The organism is Flavobacterium sp. MK4S-17, assembly GCF_009848495.1.
Taxonomy (GTDB): Bacteria; Bacteroidota; Bacteroidia; order Flavobacteriales; family Flavobacteriaceae; genus Flavobacterium.
On record NZ_WWEP01000003.1, the window covers coordinates 1 to 20,576 of the forward strand.

Sequence of the window (20,576 nt, forward strand, 5' to 3'; positions counted from 1 at the left end):
ATAACACCTCACATTAACAAACCAACCAATACAAACAAAAAGCCACCTTGTAGGTGGCTTTTTTTATTTGTTGCTATTGATGAGTTGAGCCAAACTCATTTGATGTGAAAAGACAAGACTTGCCGGGCTTTGTTTATTTCATCATCATTCTTGGGAACATTTGTTCTGCTCTTTCATTACCCAGATATTCTAATCTCTTTTTTGTCACTGGATAATTTTTATTCTTAAAGAGTTCGGCAATATTTGTAAATTCTTTCTCTAAAAAATCCGTGTGTTCCTCTAAGGAGGTAACTTTATTGAGATTTTCTTCATCGTCGTACAGCAGGGCTTTTACTAATGCTAAATCGTACCAATTTTCATTTGGTAGACTGCTCTGTATATCAACTGTTTCAAAAGACTTAGAACTACTAAACCTTAATTGAATATTTCCATTAGTAAATATATAGTAGTAATGTCCAAAAAATGTAGATGTATCTTTTTCAATTAACTTAAAGCCATTTGACTTGAGGAAGCTATATGTTTTTTCAATATTCTTCATTGTTCTATTTAACTAACCAAAGTCCATCAGAAGTTACTATGTAACTTTTTCAAATAATAATTCAATTACTTTTGGTAGTAACTATCCGGTTTTACTTTATTAAGAGGTGTTGCTAATCTTATATTATCTCCATGTGAAATCATTCTGTCAAGAAATTTCTGATTAGCAGTCCATTGTTCGACAGAAAACATTTTATTCCAAATTTTAGTTGGTATTTGAAATGTTCTTGCAGTTATAGTTTCAGCAACTTTTATATATTTTGGATAATGGCCTAAAACTGTTGTCCACGTCTTAGCGGCAACTTCAATTCCCTATTGCTAAGTTAAATAAAAAAGCGGGGCATTTGCCCCGCTTTTTTACCAAGTATTTAATTAAACTTAGTTTATTGTAATATCATCAATTTGCATAGTGGTTGTAACACCGCCCGGGTGAGAACCTGTATATTCAAATATAATGAACCCATTACCGGTAGCAGTTATGGTATGTGTGCCACTGTTAGTAAAGTTAGCAGCATAACCGCCTGTAGAGCCTGTAGCAATTGTAAAGTTTGATGTAATATCAACTAAAGTTGCATCAGCAATTACTGATTTAGCTGTATAGTCGGTAGAGTAATATACTTTCAATGCACTACCATTGTTGTAACCGTCTTTAGTTTTAAATGATAGGGTTGTGCTGCCATCAAAATTAACAGGCAGGATAAAGTATGATTTTGCAGCCGAATTAGTGTTGTGGGCTGACATTTGGATATATTTATTTCCACCAAATGAAGTTACTGCCCAATACCTTGGCCCTGTAACAGCATCAGTTATATATTTAGAGAAAGTTAAATAATCACAATTTGATTCCGGAACGTAGCAAATTACATCTGGGTTATAACTTTCAAAGTTTTCCGTGTAGCTCGATAAAAACTGAATATCTGATCCTCCAACAGCAGTTGGGCTTTCACCTGGCTCAGGGCCTGGGTTGCCTCCGCCACCAATCCTGTCTTCAGTAAGCATAATATCTGAAGTATAGCGCGATACAAATTGATAATCTGTATTAAATTTAGTTAATACACCTCTTATTTTACCACTGTTAGAAGGTACTGGTAAACCTGCATACTCTGCATATTGACCTGTCCTAAAAATAAGCGTATTATCATTATCTTCACTGTCAGTAATCAAGTGGTTTGTTTCTGAACCTACAAGATTAGCAGGGTTATAGAAGTTTTGGCCCAATGCAGCATCAGTAAACTGAACGCCATCAAACTCAATTAGCTTACCAAGGTAGCTATCGTTTATATCAGAAAGCGATATGCGGTTTACAAGGCTTTCCTCAACAAAAGTTTTACAGGTTTTAATAACATGCTGGCCATAAAGTTCAGCAGGTATCTGCCCAACATTACCATTATAAAGAGCGCCTATTTGTAGCGTATTACTTCTTATTTGTGTGTAAAGGCCTTTTAGTTTAATATATACAACGCGGCCTACTCCGTAGTCAGTAAAAAGGTCTGCCTGGTTAATTTGAACCGAAAAACCTATGCTCACATCGCTCTCGTTTGTATCAATGTCATAATTCTCTGCATCCTTAAATGAGTTTAAGTACAAAGTTTTATAGAAGTTACCTCCTTTATCACTTGATACTACCACAGCTTTAATTACATCATCTCCCTGATACTGTGTAGCTACAGTTGTAGCCTGTTCTTTTATCTGCTTAACAGTTTTTGTAAGCTCAATTGCCGGGTCTGTACAGTCCAATACCGGTACTGCATAATCATCGTCGTTAACGCAGCCTGACAGTATACCTGCCGTAAGCACTGCGAAAAACATAGACTTTAAAAGATTTGTTTTCATATTAATTTTATTTGGATTATTAGAAGTTTACATAAAGGTTTACAAAATAATTCCTGCCGTAGCCATAAAAATATTTAGGGCCAAACGAGCGAACGCTTCCTGACATATCCTGGCTTAGCTGCCTAAAGTTGGCATTCCTTGCCTGCTCAAAACCACCTGTCCTGTATGAAAAATCAAACACGTTATTTACGCTGGCAAATATGCCTATGATAGTATTGTCAATTTTCCATGATTTACCACCTGTAATATTTATAAGTGTAGCAGGGTCAAGCTTTTCCTGTTTTAGCAATGCTTTCGCATCCTGCTCATTAGCTTCAGGAAATGCAAAGCCGTTATCTGCCGGGTTTACATAAAAATTATTAGTTCTTAATAACGGGGAAATATCAAGATAATTATCAGCCAGGTAGTTAACACTTGCACCTACCCACCAGTAATGAGGGTCGCGGTATTCAAGTTCAAATGAATATGCCTGTTGTGGCATACCCGGCTGCTTGTAATCTTTTAAATAAGATTCTCCAAAATCAACAGTCCTGCGGATGTTGTCTATATTAAGTTTTACATTAGGGTTACTGTCATAAGTGTATTGGCCATAAGCGGCTACTGCAGTTGCCTTTAATGTTGATGTTATCTGGTATTCAATACCAAATTCACCACCCATATTTTGCTTTGTAAGGCCGGTTACGGTTTCAGAAACAAACGCGTTACCATTTGTAGATATTTGTGTTTGGTCTGGTAATAATATACCTAAACCTTCAGCAAAGTAAAACCCTATATCTGTAGCGTCAGATATCCTTGAGAAATAACCTGTAGCTCTTGCTTTAAGTTTAGGAGCCCTTATGATATAGCTTGCGTCAGCACTGAATATTTTCTCATTTTCAAGCCCTTCAACAACATTATTGTTAAGCCTGGCATTAGGGAAAGTATTCCTTAATGTAGGAGATTTAGTCATATAAACAGTGTTGAATTCAAGTATATGGCGTCCTGTAATTTTAAAGTCGGCACCACCTTTTATACCATAGTTATTAAATATAACTTTTTCGCTCTCTCCTTTAGAATTGTCAGCATAGTTACCATTTCTGTATATACCATCCCTTTGATATTCTGAGTATGCATAATTTCCTGAAACGTAGAAATCAACTCGGTTAAAGTTAAATTTAAACTGGCTGAATACATCTATTACATCTGCATATAATTTATAGTTATAACCAAAATCATCACCTTCTACCACACGCCTGTTAGGGTTATCAAGGTCGGTTTGCTGTGCAGAACCTACCAAGAAAGGATCGATATCAAGATAAGATGAACCGCCTAAAAGATCCAGAAGGTTCTGGAAGTTATGCGAACTTAATTTCCTGAATGTTGCTCCGGTATTTAAAACTAAATAATCAGTAAGCTGTGCATTTAAAATACTATTGGCTGTAAATTGCTTGTCATCAGTCCTGTCTTCATATAAAACAGCAAGACTTTCGCCGTTTTCAAGGTTGTCCCTGTACAGTTTGTTCCAGTTTATTTGCCTGTTGTTAAGGAAGCGTTGCCTTGCAAGGTCTGCATAAAGTGTATTCTCAACATTGTTGCCTATATATCCCGGTATTTCACCGTCGCCAATATTATTTGGATTTTCAAACTGTGTAGAATAGTAGCTTGGCAGGTTCCTGTAATAAGTAGGATCAGGATTTCTTGTGTAGTTAAAATCAAGCCTGCTGTTGCCTATACTACCAAACTGGTAAGATACATTTGTATTAAGAGAGCTTTGCTCATTAATTTTCCAGTAATGGCTAAGCATAAATATTGGCTCTTCCACATCCTTGTCACGTGAATTTCTTTTTTTGCCATTATACCATCCCCAGTATGAGTTGTATTTTTCACCGGCAAGGTCTATTACCTCCTGTGTGTTAGGAGAAGTTTTGCCCCTGCTGTTTTGTGCATATATACTTGTAAAGTTAAGGCTGTGCCTATCGCCAAAACGCTTTTCAACACTTGCAAAGAAAGAGTTTGCGCTGTAGTCGGTACCTTCAAAATAGCCTTCCTGAGCCCACCTTCTTGATGCTGATATTACATAGGCAAAACCATTTTCATCCATTCCCGATGCATGTGTTCCCATCATCCTCCAGCTATAGTTAGTGTTGGTTCCTGAAAATGAAATCCTTGTGCCCGGCCTGAAAATAGAAGCACGGGTATTTATTTCCTGTGTACCTAATATGCCGCCAAAAGTATAATCTGAAATATCTGAACCTATGGTAAACTCCTGGTTACGTGTAGCGTCATTAAGTCCTCCCCAGTTGCTCCATTGTGGCCTGCCGTCATAAAGTTTATCCATTGGTACACCATTTATCATGGTCTTACCATATTCATTATCAAGCCCCCTCACTCTGAAACGTGCCTGTCCAAAGTCAAAAGCAGCAGCCTGCATAAACACATCCCTTGATGCCTGCAGCAGCCCCGCAGTACTCTCTGAGTTACCGTTATCGTCTCCTAAATCATTTTCAGTAATAGTAATAAGGCTCAGCTGGCGCTCGGTAGTAATATCCTCATCAAGTATCACAACACCCAAATCAAGCGGCTGGCCTGCTTTTACCTCTAAATTAAAGGTTTGGCTTATGTAACCGGTACTGCTTATAACAACAACCTGATTTCCTTCGGCCACTTTTTCAAAAACAAAAACCCCTTCAGAATTTGTTATTGCAGTTTCATTAGTACTTTGCAAAGTAGCTACAGCATTTTGCAAAGGTTTTTGTGTTTTAGAATCAACCACTGCTCCTTTTACCAATGCAGTTTGCTGTGCCCATACACATACCATCTGCATAACAAATAAAAGACTGATTACTAATTTTTTCATAGATAAATTTAGATTAATACTCTCTTTTTTGCTAAGTTAAATATTTCTTAACGGGGGCAAATGTACATCTTTTATAAATATTATTTACTTTTGGCACCCCGTTTGTATTTAAAGTTGATGTTAAATTAATATACCCTTTATGAAGATTAGAAAATTAGCGGCGCTGTTTTTTGTCATTTTTTCAATATCCGGCAGTTTTGCGCAGGAAAAACAATACAGCATTCACACTATTGCTTTTTATAATGTTGAAAACCTTTTCGACACTATAAATGACCCGAAGGTAAGGGATGAGGAGTGGCTTCCTTATGGAGAGCAGCACTGGACAGGAGATAAATATAGAAAAAAATTATCAAACCTTGCCAAAGTTATTTCAGAAATCGGCACCGCAGAAAATCCTAATATGCCAACAGTCCTTGGTGTATCGGAAATAGAAAACAGGGGCGTTTTGGAAGATTTGGTTAAACAACCCGCGCTCGCAGGAAAAGATTATGGCATTATACATTTTGACTCACCCGACAAAAGGGGTATAGATGTGGGCTTTTTATACCAAAAAAAGCATTTTAAGCCTACCAGCTATAAAAATATACCGCTTATAATTAAAGACAGGTATAAGGTGTCAGACAAAAAAAATGACAAGAAAGAGAATGAGGAGGAAAAAACAGATGATAAAACGGTAACCGATGAGTATGGCAGGATATATACCCGCGACCAGCTTTTAGTTACAGGATTGCTGGATGGCGAGGAAATTCATTTTATTGTAAATCACTGGCCTTCCCGTTCAGGAGGTGAAAAAAGGAGCAGCCCCAACCGAGAAGCTGCTGCAGCCCTTAACAGGAAAATAATAGATTCATTGTATAAAATAAATCCAAATGCTAAAGTTATTACTATGGGCGACCTTAATGACGGCCCTTATAATAACAGTGTTAAAAAAGTGCTTGGTGCAAAAGGCAATAGGGAAGATGTTTCTAAAAACGGTTTGTTTAACCCTATGGAAGAAATGTCAAACCGCGGTATAGGCACACTTGCATACAGGGATGCCTGGGATCTTTTTGACCAGATGATAATAACAGAACCTTTAATAAGGAAAGATTTTACTTCCTACCGTTACTGGAAAGCCGGAGTGTTTAATAAAGCATACCTTACACAATCATCAGGCAGGTTTAAAGGCTACCCGCAGCGTAACTGGAATGGCGTGCCGGGCTATAGCGACCACTTTCCGGTATATATGTACCTTATAAAACAGATGTAATTCATTAAAATTTATACTAAGGTTAGCTTCGGCTAACCTTTTTTATTTAGTACCTTTAGTACCAATTTTAAACACATTGTCATGGCTGTCATGAAACCTTTTAACCTTAATAAATGGATAGAAGAAAACCGCCATTTATTAAAGCCGCCCGTAGGCAATAAAAATATTTATCCCCTTTCTGAAGATTATATTGTTATGGTAGTAGCAGGGCCCAACGCCCGGAAGGATTACCATTATAACGAAACCGAAGAACTGTTTTACCAACTGGAAGGCAGTATAAAGGTTATGATACAAGACGAAGGCGAGCGCAGGGAAATGGAACTGCACGCAGGCGATATGTACCTGCATCCGGGTAAAATTCCACATTCACCCGCAAGGAGCGCAAATTCCATAGGTTTGGTAGTTGAGCGTAAAAGAACAGGGCGGGGCTTTACCGACGGGCTTTTATGGTTTTGCGAAAACTGTAATAATAAACTGCATGAAGTATATTTTGAACTTAATGATATTGAAAAAGACTTCCTTCCCCATTTTGAGCATTATTACAATTCTGAAGAATTGAGAACCTGCAATAAATGCGGCACAGTTATGCAGACAGACCCTAAGTTTACAGATAAAAAACAGTAAATTTTAATGATTAATTAATTAGCGGCGATGATGTGTGCTGCTAATTATCAAAAATGTAAAAAAAGTATATATTTGTAAAAATATAACAACAAACAGCTTAAAAGTTAAAATGGCAACAGTAACTGAACAGTTTGGTATTCAGCAGGCATTAGCCAAACTGGGTATTAAAGAAATAAATGAAGGAACCTCAACAGGCAGTAAAAATTTTGCAAACGGTAAAATTATCGAATCTTATTCGCCGGTAGATGGGAGCCTGATTGCAAAAGTAAAAGCATCTACCAAAGAAGATTATGAAACTGCAATGGCAAAGGCTGCCGAAGCTTTTAAAACATGGCGTTTGATGCCAGCCCCAAAACGAGGTGAAATTGTCCGCCAGATGGGTGATGAACTTCGTGAAAACAAAGAAGCTTTAGGCCAGCTTGTTTCTTATGAAATGGGTAAAAGCCTGCAGGAAGGACTGGGTGAGGTTCAGGAAATGATTGATATCTGCGATTTTGCAGTAGGCTTGTCACGACAGCTATATGGACTTACAATGCATAGCGAAAGGCCAATGCACCGCATGTATGAGCAATGGCACCCAATAGGTATTGTTGGTATTATTTCGGCATTTAACTTCCCGGTTGCCGTATGGAGCTGGAACGCTATGATTGCATGGGTTTGTGGCGATGTTTGTATATGGAAGCCAAGTTCTAAAACTCCATTGTGTGCAGTAGCCTGCCAAAACATAATTAAAACAGTGCTTGAAAGGAATAATGTTCCCGAAGGTGTAAGCTGCCTTGTAGTAGGTAATGAAAGCGGCGACCTTATCAATAATGATAAGCGCATTCCTTTAGTATCGTTTACAGGTTCTACAAGGATAGGCCGCCATGTATCTAAAACAGTGGCAGAGCGCTTTGGCAATACAATACTTGAATTAGGCGGAAACAACGCCATTATAGTATCAGAGCATGCCGATATAAACATGGTGCTTGTTGGTGCTGTATTTGGTGCTGTAGGTACTGCGGGGCAAAGATGTACCACAACACGCAGGCTTATTGTGCATCAAAGCGTTTATGATAAAACCCTTGAGGTATTAAAAAGTGCTTACGGGCAGTTAAAAATAGGTAACCCGCTGGATAGTAATAACCACGTGGGGCCGCTAATTGATAAAGGTGCGGTACAGGATTATCTTAACGCTATAGAAAAAGCAAAACAGGAAGGCGGAAAAATACTGGTTGAAGGCGGTGTAATGGAAGGCGAAGGCTATGAAAGCGGCTGCTATGTTAAGCCATGTATTATTGAAGCTGAAAACCATTTTAATATAGTACAGGAGGAAACTTTTGCGCCAATACTATATGTAATGAAATTTAATGATATAGCACAGGCTATAGCTATGCAGAATGATGTGCCGCAGGGGCTTTCCTCATCAATATTTACAAATAACATGAGGGAGATGGAATTATTCCTTTCCCATGCCGGTTCTGATTGTGGTATTGCCAATGTTAACATTGGTACATCCGGTGCAGAAATTGGCGGTGCATTTGGTGGTGAAAAAGAAACAGGCGGAGGCCGTGAAAGTGGCTCTGATGCATGGAAGGCTTACATGAGGAGGCAAACCAACACCATTAACTACGGTTCTGAATTGCCATTGGCACAGGGAATCCGTTTTGATTTGTAATCATCTTAAACTATAAAGTGTTTATATTAAAAGTGCTGCCTATGGGCAGCACTTTTTGTTTACTGTTTATTTCACCCAAAGACTGTCGGTAAAATAATGCCTGCAGTCCATAAAGTTTTTCTCTACTTTAAATCCGGTATTTTCCGCCAGGTTCTCAATTTCCTTAAAGCTGTATTTTTTAGAAAGCTCTGTCCATATCAGCTCATCTTTGTCAAAAGTAAAAGTAGTATTGAGCACCGTACTGTGAAAATGCTGCTTTTTTAAGCTTACCAAATAACTGTTTACTTCTCCATTGGCGGGATTGTAATCGCAGTAAAAATCAAACTGGTCAAGATTAATATCAGCATCCAGTTCATTATTAATGCGTTTTAAAAGGTTCATGTTAAAAGCTTTTGTTATGCCATGCGGGTCGTCATAAGCCTTTTGTATTGTCCTAGGGTTTTTTTGCAGGTCCATTCCCATAAGCAGCATATCGCCTTTATTCATGCCCTGGTTAAATTTTTCAAGCAGCATTTTGGCATCATCAAATTTATAATTGCCAATGTTGCCTCCCAAAAATAAAAACAGGCTGGGAGTATCGCTCTGCGAAAGTTCATCCAGTATTTCGAAATAATCGCCGGTGCGTGGCTGCATATCAATACCCGGTAAGGTGGCAGTTATATTATTTACCAAAACATCTATTGCCTCTTGTGATATATCAATAGGTATATACGTAAAATCAGCACCTTTTGCAGTAAAGGTGGTTAAAAGCTGTCTTGTTTTAAGCCCGTCGCCACAGCCGAACTCTACAATATTGAATTTACCTTTAAAGCCGGCTTGCTGCAATATTTTATCCGATTGCCGGGATAATATTTCAAACTCACATCCGGTGGGGTAATATTCCTGCATTTTCATTATCTGCATAAATATCCTGCTGCCGTTATCATCATAAAAATATTTTGACGAAAGGTGTTTTTCTTTTTCTGTAAGCCCTTTTAGTACATCTTCTGCAAAAGGGGTAAGTAAGGTTGTTGTAGTGTTCATTTTACTATTTTTTTACAAGGCGTATGCCATTAAACTGCCAGCGTTCATCAGGATGGAAAAAGTTCCTGTAAGTGGGCCTGCTGTGGTGTGCAGGGGTAGCGCAGGAACTGCCGCGCAAAACCATTTGGTTAACCATGAATTTACCATTATACTCTCCCACCGCACCTTCCGGTTTTGCAAAGCCCGGGTAGGGCAGGTAGGCACTGTTTGTCCATTCCCATCTGTGCCCCCATTCAAGTTTGCTGTGTGCCGCTTCCCATTCAAACTCTGTTGGCAGGCGCATCCCTTTCCATTCTGCAAAGGCGGCTGCTTCATAAAAACTGATATGGGTAACAATTGCATTTTTATTAATTTCCTTTAAGCCTGAAAGCGTGAACTGCATCCACCTGTTGCCGGTTTTGTGCCAATACAGCGGAGCTTTTATATTATCCTGGTTTACCCAGCTCCAGCCCTCATCCAGCCAGTAATTAAAATTTTCATATCCTCCGGCTTCTATAAACTCCATGTATTCGCCATTGGTTACAAGGCTATTGCTGATTTCAAACTCGTGCAGGTACACTTTATGCCTGCCTGATTCATTATCATAACTAAATCCTTCACCGCTAAACCCGATTTCATATATCCCCTCGGGTACCGAAACATAACCGGATGCCTTATTCTCCCGGTTTTCCCAACTATTATCTTCATCATATACAGGGGAAAGAGGATTACAGCTCAAAATGTACTTAATATCTGTAATAAGTAATTCCTGATGCTGCTGCTCATGGTTTAATCCTAATTCCACCAGGCCTTGTACCTCATCTGCCTTTAGCTGCAGCAGTATTTCCATATGCATATCAACATATTTCCTGTATTCATATACCTGCGCTACGCCCGGGCGGGTTATAGCCCCGCGGTCGGCCCTGAAAGTCCTGTTGCCTACATTATTATAATAGCTGTTAAAAAGATATCCGAAATCATCATCATATACTTTATAATCCGGCAGGTATTTGGTAAGTATAAACTCTTCAAAAAACCAACTGCTGTGCGCAAGATGCCATTTAGGGGGGCTTACAAAAGCAACAGGCTGCGGGATGTAATCTTCCGTTTGCAACAGGCTGCAAATCTTCTCTGTGTGTTGCCTTATCGTGTTATATCGGTCTAAAAGGTTCATTATCATCTTCTTGTTCTTACTAAGTTAGCAAACATTGATTTCCACCGTGTTTTTTGACACTGTTTTTAACCTAAATATAACAGTTGTTAATATCATTGACGCAACCACATTACCGCAACGGCATCTTTACATAAAAAAATTATAGTTATGAAAAGACTTATTATTTTGCTGGCATTTATTTCGTTTTCATGTAATGATGATAACGATGATGATGTGTATTGTACCGAAGATTTACGCGCAGGCCTGGTGGTAGTGGTTAAGGACGCTTCAACAGGAGAAGTTTTAGGTGAAGGTGTAACTGTTACCGCTACAGATGGTGAGTATAGTGATGAGTTGTATTTTATAGCATCACACAACCATTTTGTGGGTGCTTATGAAAGGGCAGGGGATTATGTGCTCACCGTTGAGAAAGAAGGGTATGCAGATTTTACTTCGGAAGTTATACCAGTGGATGAAGACGAGTGCCATGTTATTACCGAAAACGTAACTGTACAGTTACAACCGGAATAATAAAACAAATTTTATTTTGCCGATTGCCATTCAGGAGCGGTTAATCAACTTTCAGCTTCGTTTAGGAATGGCAATCATTTTTAAGTATTAAAAACGATATCCTATCCCAATACCCGCATTTATCTCTACTGCCGAGAACCTGTCGTTAACATCATTACTAAAATTGCGCCCGATATTGGCATAGGGCGCTACTGTAAATTTATCGCGCCAAATCCATTTGTAGCCGGCACCCAGGCCCAGTATGGGGCTGTCCATATCAGTTTTTACCTTTATGCCATCCTTAACCTCTTCATGATTACCAAATCTGTATTTAAAAAAAGGTGAAATATAATAGCCGGAACTCCTTTCTTCAGAAAAATAAAAGTTATAGGAAAGCATAACACTATTGGTATTAAACTCTTTTCCCCTGCGGGGCTTCTCCTCGCTGTATGAAAATCTGTCATTTATAAATACCTCAATACCTATGGACTGGTCACTTGCAATAAACCTTTCATAGCCTACCTCTACAGAACCCAATACTATTGTGTTTAAAATATTCAGCTTAACCTCATTCTTAGTTTGAGATATGGCAGCCAAGGGCAATAACAGCGTTATATAAAACAGTTTTTTCATAGGATGGTAATTATAATGCAAATATAATTTAATTGCGGCCGCTTTCTTCAGGATATAATGTATAAACACTATCGCTTTGCCAAAATTCTTTTGTGTCGGCATCCATAACGGTTAGTGGCCCTTTAAAGGCAGCTCCCGTATCTACATTCCATACATTTGCCCTGTTAACAGGTACTGTTTCGCCAATGCGGGTTACAGGCGTATGGCCTATAAAAATTTCATGGTAAAGCGTGAACCTTTTTGGGTACAGCGGATGATTATGGCCAAGGTTTTTATCGAGTGCCAGGGCTGTTTCCCATAATGTCCTTTCCCAGTAAAACATACGTGTAAAATATTCATGCTTTACCCCGTTAAGATTGGTAAATCCGGCATGGACAAACAGCCGGTTATGGTCGTCAAGGTAATAATCCTCAAGGCTTTCCAGGAATAGTATATGAAGCTGTTTTTTTTCTTCAGGCACCATGCTGTACTTTTCGGTAGTCAGCTGCCCCCCGTGTGTAAACCACTGTTCGGTATATTCGCCTGTTTTTAGCCAGGCTAACAATAGGTCGTCATGGTTGCCACGCATAAATATGCAACGGTACTTTTGTTTTAACGCGATTAAAAAGTCTATTACTTCGGGTGACTCGCCCCATCCGTCAACATAGTCGCCCAAAAAAATAAGGTTGTCATTTTCGGTTATTGCTGCACGCTCAAAAACCTGTTCCAAAGCTTTTCTTGCACCGTGTATATCACCAAATACTAATGTCCTGCTCATATTAAAATTTTAATTAAAGCCATGCTTTAATGTTACTGGCTTTTATCATATTTCATTTTACGCAACACGCGCATAGCTTCCTTAAATGAAACATAGGCCTGGTTATCAGGCAAAGCCTTTAATAATGGTTTTGTATCTATTAATTTTTGTTTTGCATCATCAAATCCGTTCAGGTAGCATACCATAAGCGTGTGAGGCAGGTTTTGCAGGTCTTTAAGTTCCCTTTCAGAGAGTGTTACGCCTTTTTCCAATTTGCCTATGAGTGCCAGGTTTGCATTATAAATATGGTGCATCATTTTACGGTTATACTGGGGCGGGTCAAACAACAGTGTTGTTTCAATTTTATAGTACCCATTGTCATGAAAATGAATGCTTACCTGTTCAAGCGGATAAAAACTGGTTTTATCATTAAGTCCCAAAGCAATATATTCTGTAATGGAAAACCTGTTATCGTCATATTCAATACTTACCTCATCCAGTGCCGAGTAAAACAGTTTCACCTGTTCGTTAATAAGTTCAATATCAACCCTGGAATAGTATGTTTTGCCCTTAACCGTTTTTTTTATACCTGCCCAGCAGACAATAAAAAGCTCCTTAAAAACCTTATAGCCCGAAGCCATATCCTTGTGCCGGGTATTTAAAAAATCGATTACCCCTTCCAGTGTATGGCCAATGCTGTTTCGTGAACTGTTTTCAATATCTATTACAATGGCGGTGTTTTGGTAATTCATCTCCTCCGATTTTTCCACAGGTACCGAGTTACTGCCCCTGCGCATAAATACCGCACCGTAAGGTATGTTGTAAACAGGTTTTTTAAAATAAGAAATTTTATTATTTGGCCGTATGGTAACCAGTCCCACAACCTTATCTTTCGGCAGGTTAGGGAAAGGCACGTTTTCGTATTGTATACGCGGCGGGTTATCAAGATAGGCATTTACCAGGTTTTGTATCCTGCTGTCATCATAAAAATCAGTTCCCACAATAGTATTGTCCTTATCTTCAACCCCTACAACAATATAGGAGTTGTTAGAAGGGTTGGAATTTGAAAGCGCACAGATGTGCTTGGCAAATTTAGCTTTGCCTTCTTTAGTATGCAGGTTAAGCTGGCGCTTTTTATCATAAAAACTGCTCTCGTCATTATGGGCGAGCAGATTTTTAATAAGTAGGCGCTTATTTATCATGAATGAAAACAGTTCAGGTATTTGGCAACGTTATAAATATACGCACTAAAATTAAACTTCAGTCGTGTTTTTAATTTACTAAAACCTTAAACTGCCTTTATATTTTTTTATTTACAATAGTGGCAGATGCCTGTGCAGTAGGCAGCACCAATAAATCTGCGATGTTTACATGGTAGGGGCGCGTTACTACAAATGTTATTATATCGGCAATATCTTCGGGCTTCAGGGGTTCAAACCCTTTATATACATTTGCTGCTCTTTCGGTATCGCCCTTAAAGCGCACTTCACTAAATTCGGTTTCCACCATTCCGGGATTAATAGCCCCAACGCGTATGCCATACTGGTTAAGGTCCATCCGCATTCCCTGGTTAAGTGCATCAACAGCATGCTTGGTGGCACAATATACATTTCCGTAGGGATAAACTTCCTTGCCGGCAACAGAGCCGATATTTATTATATGTCCGCCCCGTCTTTCCACCATTCCCGGTATTATTGCCTGGGATACATATAAAAGCCCTTTAATGTTTATATCAATCATCATGTCCCAGTCGGCTACATCGCCGGTTTCAATGGGGTCAAGCCCATGTGCATTTCCGGCATTATTAACAAGTATGTCAATTTTTTTAAATGCTTCGGGAATAGAAGCTATTGCTTCATCTGTAGATCTTTTGCTGCGCACATCAAAATTAAGTGTATGCACCATAGTCAGGTCTGCCAACTCATCCTGTAGCTGGGCAAGGCGGTCGTCCCTCCTGCCACAAAGCACAAGGCGAAAATGGTTTTTTGCAAAATAGCGTGCTGTTGCCCTGCCTATACCGCTTGTAGCTCCTGTTATTAATGCTGTTTTCATAATATAGTAGTTGATTATATGTTGTTGTATTTTAGGTTAAGGTACTTTTGTGCCCATGCTCTCGGTCCATATGGCAAACCAGTCTTCCAGTTCCAGTTTAACCTGCGCTGCCTTCATTTGGTTTTTCAGCCTCTCCGGGTTGGTACTGCCTGTAACGGGTAAAATTTTTGCCGGATGCCTTAGTATCCAGGCCAGTAAAATTACATCGGCAGTTACTTCATATTTTACCACGAGCTCCATAAGTAACTGCTTTAGCCTTTGCGTTTGCGCAGTGTCCTGTTTAAAAACACAGCCTATTGGGCTCCAGGCAAGAACCCTTATGTTATTAAGCTGCATATAATCTAAAGAACCATCCAGCATGGGCTGATAGGATGTGGCAGAAAACTCTATCTGGTTGCAAAACACATCTGTACGGGAGCGGATAAGGTCGGTTTGCGTATTGGTAAAGTTGGAAACGCCGAAAGTTTTTATTTTTCCTGCTTGCTTAAGGTTTTCCACAGCTTCGGCAATCTCATCAGGTTCCATAAGTGGGCTTGGCCTGTGCAGCAGCAATATATCAAGGTAATCTGTATTAAGGTTTTTTAGCGAACCTTCTGTTGACTTTATGATATAGTCTTTAGAATAGTCATAATGCTTTACCTTATTGCTTCGGTTGCCGGTAACATGCTGTATGCCGCACTTTGATATTAACTGGATGCTCTCCCTGTTAATGCCGCTTTCGGCAAATGCTTTTCCAAACTCGCCTTCGGTGGTATAACCGCCATAAATATCGGCGTGGTCAAATGTTGTTATGCCATATTCAAGGCAGGAGTGCATAAGGGCTGCCATTTCGGCTGCTGTCATATTTTTGCTCCATACTCCCCAGTTCATAGTTCCGGCAATTATGGGCGATAATGCAATGCTCATAGTATTAGTAAGATTTTTACCTGTAAATTTATATGTTTTTATACTTAAGGTATATAATGTGCGTTGTAAATAACTGTATGTGCAAAATATGCAAAAACGGCTTTATTATACAATCAGCTATTGCTATCAAAGTTGTTTTAACACTATATTAACAAGTTGATGATTAAAAACGGCAATGAATTTGCAATGTGCAAAAAAGCTTATTAAATTCACACTCCAAAATAGAATACTATGGAAGATAATTCTGCCACTTTGGATATAAGGGCAATAAACGAAAAAATAGAAAGGGAAAGTGCTTTTGTTGACCTGCTTGTTATGGAAATGAACAAGGTAATTGTAGGGCAAAAGTATATGGTTGAACGCTTATTGATAGGGCTGCTGGGACAGGGGCACATATTGCTGGAAGGCGTGCCCGGGCTTGCCAAAACACTTGCAATCAATACGCTTAGCCAGGCTGTTCATGGCAGTTTTAGTCGTATCCAGTTTACACCCGACCTTCTTCCTGCCGATGTTGTGGGTACACTTATTTACAACATTAAGGAAAATGAGTTTTCCATAAAAAAAGGGCCAATTTTTGCCAACTTCGTCCTTGCCGACGAGATAAACAGAGCGCCTGCCAAAGTACAGTCGGCATTGCTGGAAGCCATGCAGGAAAAGCAGGTTACTATTGGCGAGGAAACTTTTAAGCTGGAAAAGCCATTCCTGGTAATGGCTACCCAAAACCCTGTTGAGCAGGAAGGAACATATCCGCTGCCTGAAGCACAGGTTGACCGTTTTATGCTGAAAGCGGTTATTGACTATCCTAAAATTGAAGATGAACGCATTGTAATACGCCAAAACCTTAAAGGTGCATTTGAGAAAGTAAACCAGGTAGTTACCCTTGAGCAGATACTAAGGGCGCAGCAAGCAGTACGCGAGGTATATATGGATGAAAAAATAGAAAAGTATATACTGGATATTATTTTTGCAACCCGTTATCCTGAAAACTATAACCTGGCTAATCTTAAGCCTTTAATCAGCTTCGGGTCTTCGCCAAGGGGTAGTATAAACCTTGCCATAGCTGCCAAATGTTATGCATTTATAAAGCGCAGGGGGTATGTAATACCGGAAGATGTAAGGGCGGTGGTTCATGATGTGCTGCGCCACAGGATTGGCGTTACGTATGAAGCCGAGGCAGAAGATATTACATCTATGGACATCATCAATAAAATTGTAAATGTAGTTGAGGTGCCTTAATCTGTCTGTAAAAGCAAATACCGCAAGCTAACTGCAAGCCGGCTTACGGTTTTAAAAAACTTCAGGCTTTAAGACTAACGCTATGGATACAAAGGATATATTAAAAAAAGTCCGCAAGATTGAAATAAAAACCCGGAGGCTGAGTGACCATATCTTTTCGGGGGAATATCACACTTCCTTCAAAGGAAGAGGTATGACATTCAGTGAGGTGCGGCAATATCAATTTGGTGATGATGTAAGGGCAATTGACTGGAATGTTACCGCGCGCGCTAATGAACCTTATATTAAGGTTTTTGAGGAGGAGCGTGAGCTAACCATGATGCTTATGGTAGACGTAAGCGGTTCTGAAAATTTTGGTACACACACGGCCTTTAAAAAAGATATTGTTACCGAAATAGCTGCTACCATGGCATTTTCAGCTACACAAAACAATGATAAGATAGGGCTTATACTCTTTTCTGACCAGATAGAATTATATATTCCGCCAAGAAAAGGAAAGTCGCATGTGTTGCGCATAATAAGGGAACTGATAGAGTTCCAGCCGAAAAGCAGGAAAACAGATGTGTCACAGGCTTTGAAATTCCTTTCAGGTGTATTAAAAAAGAAAGCAATAGTATTCCTTATATCCGACTTTATGGCTGCCGATTATGAACAAACCTTAAAAATAGCAGCTAAAAAACACGATATAACGGGCGTAAGGGTTTATGACCCCCGCGAAGAACAGATGCCAAACATTGGGATTGTAAACATGGCAGATGCCGAAACAGGTGAAACAGTTTTGGTAAATACAGGCTCTAAGCAGGTAAGGCTGGAATATGAGAAATACTATCAGGAAAAGGTTAGGTATTTTAAGGAAACATTCAGCCGTTGCGGTGCAGGCTCTGTAAGCAGCCGTGTAGATGAGTCGTATGTAACCAAATTGCTGGGCTATTTCAAATCGCGTTAATGGCGTTGATAACATGATTAAAATGACCAAAATAAAAATTTATATACTATTGTCCCTGCTGACTTCTGTTGCCGTTTTTGGGCAGCAAAAGCAGGTTCAGGCCAGTATTGATTCTACCAGTATAAAGATAGGTTCACAGTTTAACCTTACATTAAAAACGGTAGTAGATACCACAGCCAAAGTAAATTTTCCCGAAGGAAAAACTTTTGGGCTGCTGGAAGTGCTGGAGTCATACCCGGTTGATACAGTGCGCAAAGATGCCCGTTATGAACTGGTAAAAAAATACGGGCTAACCCAGTTTGATACCGGGCGGTATATTATACCGCCGCTTCCGGTTGTTATAAATAACCAAAATATACAAACCGATTCCCTTGTTATAGAAGTTGCCGGTGTTGAGGTTGACACTGTTAAGCAGCAAATGTTTGATATAAAGCCTGTAGCAACAGCTGATAAGCCGGGCAATAATTTATGGCTGTATATAGTAATAGGCATACTTGCTGCTGCCGCAATAGCTTTTGGCATTTGGTGGTATTTAAAAAAATATAAACGCAAGCCTAAGGCTGTTAAGGAAGAACCTGTTTATACCTCACCTATAGAAAAGGCAACCACGCAGCTTAAGCTACTTGAAAAAAAGGCATTGCTTGAAAAAGGTGCGGTTAAGGATTATTACAGTGAGCTTACAGATATTGCCCGTACTTATATAGAAGAGGCAATACATATACCTGCTATGGAAAGCACTACCAGCGAGCTTATAGAGGGCATGCGTATAGCGGTACTTCGAAAAAAAATGAGCTTAAGCCAGGAAACCTTTGAGCAGCTTGAAAAAGTATTGCGCACTGCGGATATGGTTAAGTTTGCAAAGTCCAAACCGCTTGATTTTGAAATTGCTGAAGACCGGAACAGGATTGAAAAAACAATAGTGGTTATAGATAAAAGCATACCTGTTGAGCCTGATGAGGAGGAAGATGATGAGGGACAGGCACAGCTTTGGCTGGAAATGCAGCGAAAAAAGAAACGCAGAAAAAAAATAAATACTATTATTGGCATAGCTGCATTTGTAGTCCTGTTTGCTGTTGTGTTCATAGCCTCTACAGTAGGGTTTAGTTACCTTAAGGATAATATTATAGGGCATCCTGTAAAAGAACTGCTTGAAGGGGAATGGGTTACCAGTGAGTATGGTGAGCCGCCCATTAAGCTGGAAACGCCTAAAGTATTGGTAAGGGTTAAGGATGAAGCACAACAGCACATGCCGGAACACGTAAAGGCATACAGTAAGTTTGCCTACGGCAGCCTGACTGATAGCTTTTTTATTGTGGCCAGCAGTACCGCCTTTAAGGAACCGATACAGGTAGATGCGGAAAACGTAATTAATAATGAACTGGCTGCTTATGAAAAGGAATATGGTGCTAAAGATATTTTCCTTAAAACGGAAGAGTTTAGCAATGAAGGGGGCATGAACGGAAAAAGAGCTTACGGTACCATGACCATCAAAAATCCTGCTACCGAAAATGTGGAAAAATTGTATTATAATATTATGGTTTTTGTACGGCAGGATGCAGCCCATGAAGTAATTATCTTCCATAAGGACGGAGATAAAGACGCAGAAAAGATAGCGGAAAGGATTATGAACTCAATAGCATTTGTGCAAGTAAGTAAATAATGGAAAATATAACCTTTTTACATCCCGGTTTCTTTTGGCTCTTTTTATTGCTGCCATTAGCTATTGGCTGGTATGTATGGAAAAGAAAACAACAAACGGCCACGCTTAAAATAAGTACATTAAATGGTTTTAAGGCAAGGCCTTCGGTACTGTCAAAATTAAAACCTTTACTGTTTGTATTACGCCTGCTGGCTTTAAGTGCAATTATAGTTGCCATGGCAAGGCCGCGCACGGTTGATGTAAATAGTAAAACCAAAACCACAAGGGGTATTGATATAGTAATGGCTATGGACGTTTCTGGGAGTATGCTGGCAAAAGATTTGCGCCCAAACCGGCTGGAAGCCCTTAAAGATGTAGCTTCTGAGTTTGTAGATAACCGACCTAACGACAGGATTGGGCTTGTAGTATATGCAGGCGAAAGTTATACTAAAACCCCTGTAACCAGTGACAAAGCCCTGGTAAAGGAAGCAATAAAGTCTGTAAAGTATGACGATAATGTTTTAAAAGACGGTACGGGTATTGGGGTAGGGCTTGCAACAGCCATTAACAGGCTGAAGGAAAGTAAAGCCAAAAGCCGTATTATTATTTTACTTACAGATGGTGTTAATAATTCGGGGTTTATTGACCCGCGAATGGCCGCCGATATTGCAAAGGAATACGGAATAAAAGTGTACACTATTGGCATAGGCACAAATGGCAATGCAGAATCGCCTTATGCCAAAACCCCGGCAGGCAAATTTTTATACCGCATGATGCCCGTTGAAATAGATGAGGGACTGATGAAGGAAATAGCACAGAAAACAGACGGAAAATATTTTAGGGCCACAAGCAATACCAGACTTAAAGCTATTTATGAAGAAATAAACAAGCTTGAAACTACCGAAATTGAGGAAATGAAATATTATAACTACGATGAAAAGTACCGTCCGTGGGTTTGGGCAGCTTTCGGGCTTTTGCTGGTTGAAATAGTGGCAAGGAAAACATTATACAGAAGCTTTATATAAGT

General features: G+C 39.4%; 18 protein-coding genes. 8 read left to right on the plus strand and 10 right to left on the minus strand.

From position 1 onward, the window contains the following. Positions 1-133 precede the first annotated feature (133 nt). From GSF09_RS01675 to GSF09_RS01685, 3 genes are all read right to left on the minus strand, one after another. Entirely contained in the window at positions 134-538 is a 405-nt protein-coding gene (locus GSF09_RS01675) for a hypothetical protein (protein WP_159799194.1), read from the minus strand. 377 nt (positions 539-915) lie between these two features. Further along, positions 916-2,370 carry a DUF5689 domain-containing protein gene (locus GSF09_RS01680; protein WP_159799195.1) on the minus strand — a complete coding sequence of 485 codons (1,455 nt, stop codon included), beginning with the start codon at positions 2,368-2,370 and terminating at the stop codon, positions 916-918. Between the two features lie 19 nt (positions 2,371-2,389). After that, entirely contained in the window at positions 2,390-5,206 is a 2,817-nt protein-coding gene (locus GSF09_RS01685) for a carboxypeptidase-like regulatory domain-containing protein (RefSeq protein WP_159799196.1), read from the minus strand. A 139-nt stretch (positions 5,207-5,345) separates the two neighbouring features. Between GSF09_RS01685 and GSF09_RS01690 the strand changes: the two genes are divergently transcribed. The 3 genes from GSF09_RS01690 to GSF09_RS01700 all read left to right on the plus strand — a co-directional run bounded on the left by GSF09_RS01690 (position 5,346) and on the right by GSF09_RS01700 (position 8,736). After that, positions 5,346-6,455 (plus strand): endonuclease/exonuclease/phosphatase family protein, encoded by a 1,110-nt coding sequence (locus GSF09_RS01690; RefSeq protein WP_159799197.1) that lies wholly within the window; start codon positions 5,346-5,348, stop codon positions 6,453-6,455. An 81-nt stretch (positions 6,456-6,536) separates the two neighbouring features. Beyond that, positions 6,537-7,079: a 3-hydroxyanthranilate 3,4-dioxygenase gene (locus tag GSF09_RS01695; protein WP_159799198.1), complete on the plus strand. Its 543-nt coding sequence runs from the start codon at positions 6,537-6,539 to the stop codon at positions 7,077-7,079. A 109-nt stretch (positions 7,080-7,188) separates the two neighbouring features. Continuing rightward, positions 7,189-8,736, plus strand: coding sequence for an aldehyde dehydrogenase family protein (locus GSF09_RS01700; protein WP_159799199.1), 1,548 nt, complete (start codon positions 7,189-7,191; stop codon positions 8,734-8,736). 66 nt (positions 8,737-8,802) lie between these two features. On the opposite strand, the gene GSF09_RS01705 is transcribed toward GSF09_RS01700, so the two are convergent. Both GSF09_RS01705 and egtB read right to left on the minus strand, forming a co-directional pair. Beyond that, entirely contained in the window at positions 8,803-9,759 is a 957-nt protein-coding gene (locus GSF09_RS01705) for an L-histidine N(alpha)-methyltransferase (RefSeq protein ID WP_159799200.1), read from the minus strand. 4 nt (positions 9,760-9,763) lie between these two features. Then, on the minus strand, positions 9,764-10,912 hold the full coding sequence (gene egtB / locus GSF09_RS01710; protein ID WP_159799201.1) for an ergothioneine biosynthesis protein EgtB: 1,149 nt from the start codon (positions 10,910-10,912) through the stop codon (positions 9,764-9,766). A gap of 147 nt (positions 10,913-11,059) precedes the next feature. On the opposite strand from egtB, the gene GSF09_RS01715 reads away from it, so the two are divergent. Beyond that, complete coding sequence (locus GSF09_RS01715; protein WP_159799202.1) at positions 11,060-11,422, plus strand: carboxypeptidase-like regulatory domain-containing protein; 363 nt, start codon at positions 11,060-11,062, stop codon at positions 11,420-11,422. An 87-nt stretch (positions 11,423-11,509) separates the two neighbouring features. Here GSF09_RS01715 and GSF09_RS01720 read toward each other — a convergent pair whose 3' ends face one another. The 5 genes from GSF09_RS01720 to GSF09_RS01740 all read right to left on the minus strand — a co-directional run bounded on the left by GSF09_RS01720 (position 11,510) and on the right by GSF09_RS01740 (position 15,728). Beyond that, the gene (locus GSF09_RS01720) at positions 11,510-12,034 is read right to left on the minus strand and encodes a DUF3575 domain-containing protein (RefSeq protein ID WP_159799203.1); all 525 of its coding nucleotides are present in this window, start codon (positions 12,032-12,034) and stop codon (positions 11,510-11,512) included. Positions 12,035-12,062: 28 nt separating this feature from the next. Then, entirely contained in the window at positions 12,063-12,791 is a 729-nt protein-coding gene (locus GSF09_RS01725) for a metallophosphoesterase family protein (protein WP_159799204.1), read from the minus strand. Between the two features lie 32 nt (positions 12,792-12,823). Continuing rightward, positions 12,824-13,972 carry an ATP-binding protein gene (locus tag GSF09_RS01730; protein WP_159799205.1) on the minus strand — a complete coding sequence of 383 codons (1,149 nt, stop codon included), beginning with the start codon at positions 13,970-13,972 and terminating at the stop codon, positions 12,824-12,826. A gap of 97 nt (positions 13,973-14,069) precedes the next feature. Continuing rightward, positions 14,070-14,825: an SDR family NAD(P)-dependent oxidoreductase gene (locus tag GSF09_RS01735; RefSeq protein WP_201309316.1), complete on the minus strand. Its 756-nt coding sequence runs from the start codon at positions 14,823-14,825 to the stop codon at positions 14,070-14,072. A 33-nt stretch (positions 14,826-14,858) separates the two neighbouring features. Then, positions 14,859-15,728, minus strand: a complete 870-nt coding sequence (locus GSF09_RS01740) for an aldo/keto reductase family oxidoreductase (RefSeq protein ID WP_159799207.1) — start codon at positions 15,726-15,728, stop codon at positions 14,859-14,861. Positions 15,729-15,959: 231 nt separating this feature from the next. On the opposite strand from GSF09_RS01740, the gene GSF09_RS01745 reads away from it, so the two are divergent. From GSF09_RS01745 to GSF09_RS01760, 4 genes are all read left to right on the plus strand, one after another. Next, positions 15,960-16,964, plus strand: coding sequence for a MoxR family ATPase (locus tag GSF09_RS01745; RefSeq protein ID WP_159799208.1), 1,005 nt, complete (start codon positions 15,960-15,962; stop codon positions 16,962-16,964). An 82-nt stretch (positions 16,965-17,046) separates the two neighbouring features. Beyond that, positions 17,047-17,910, plus strand: a complete 864-nt coding sequence (locus tag GSF09_RS01750) for a DUF58 domain-containing protein (protein ID WP_159799209.1) — start codon at positions 17,047-17,049, stop codon at positions 17,908-17,910. A 22-nt stretch (positions 17,911-17,932) separates the two neighbouring features. Next, positions 17,933-19,570 carry a BatD family protein gene (locus GSF09_RS01755; protein WP_159799210.1) on the plus strand — a complete coding sequence of 546 codons (1,638 nt, stop codon included), beginning with the start codon at positions 17,933-17,935 and terminating at the stop codon, positions 19,568-19,570. Next, complete coding sequence (locus GSF09_RS01760) at positions 19,570-20,574, plus strand: VWA domain-containing protein (RefSeq protein WP_159799211.1); 1,005 nt, start codon at positions 19,570-19,572, stop codon at positions 20,572-20,574. The genes GSF09_RS01755 and GSF09_RS01760 overlap by 1 nt, the downstream gene beginning before the upstream one ends. The last annotated feature ends 2 nt before the right edge of the window (positions 20,575-20,576 follow it).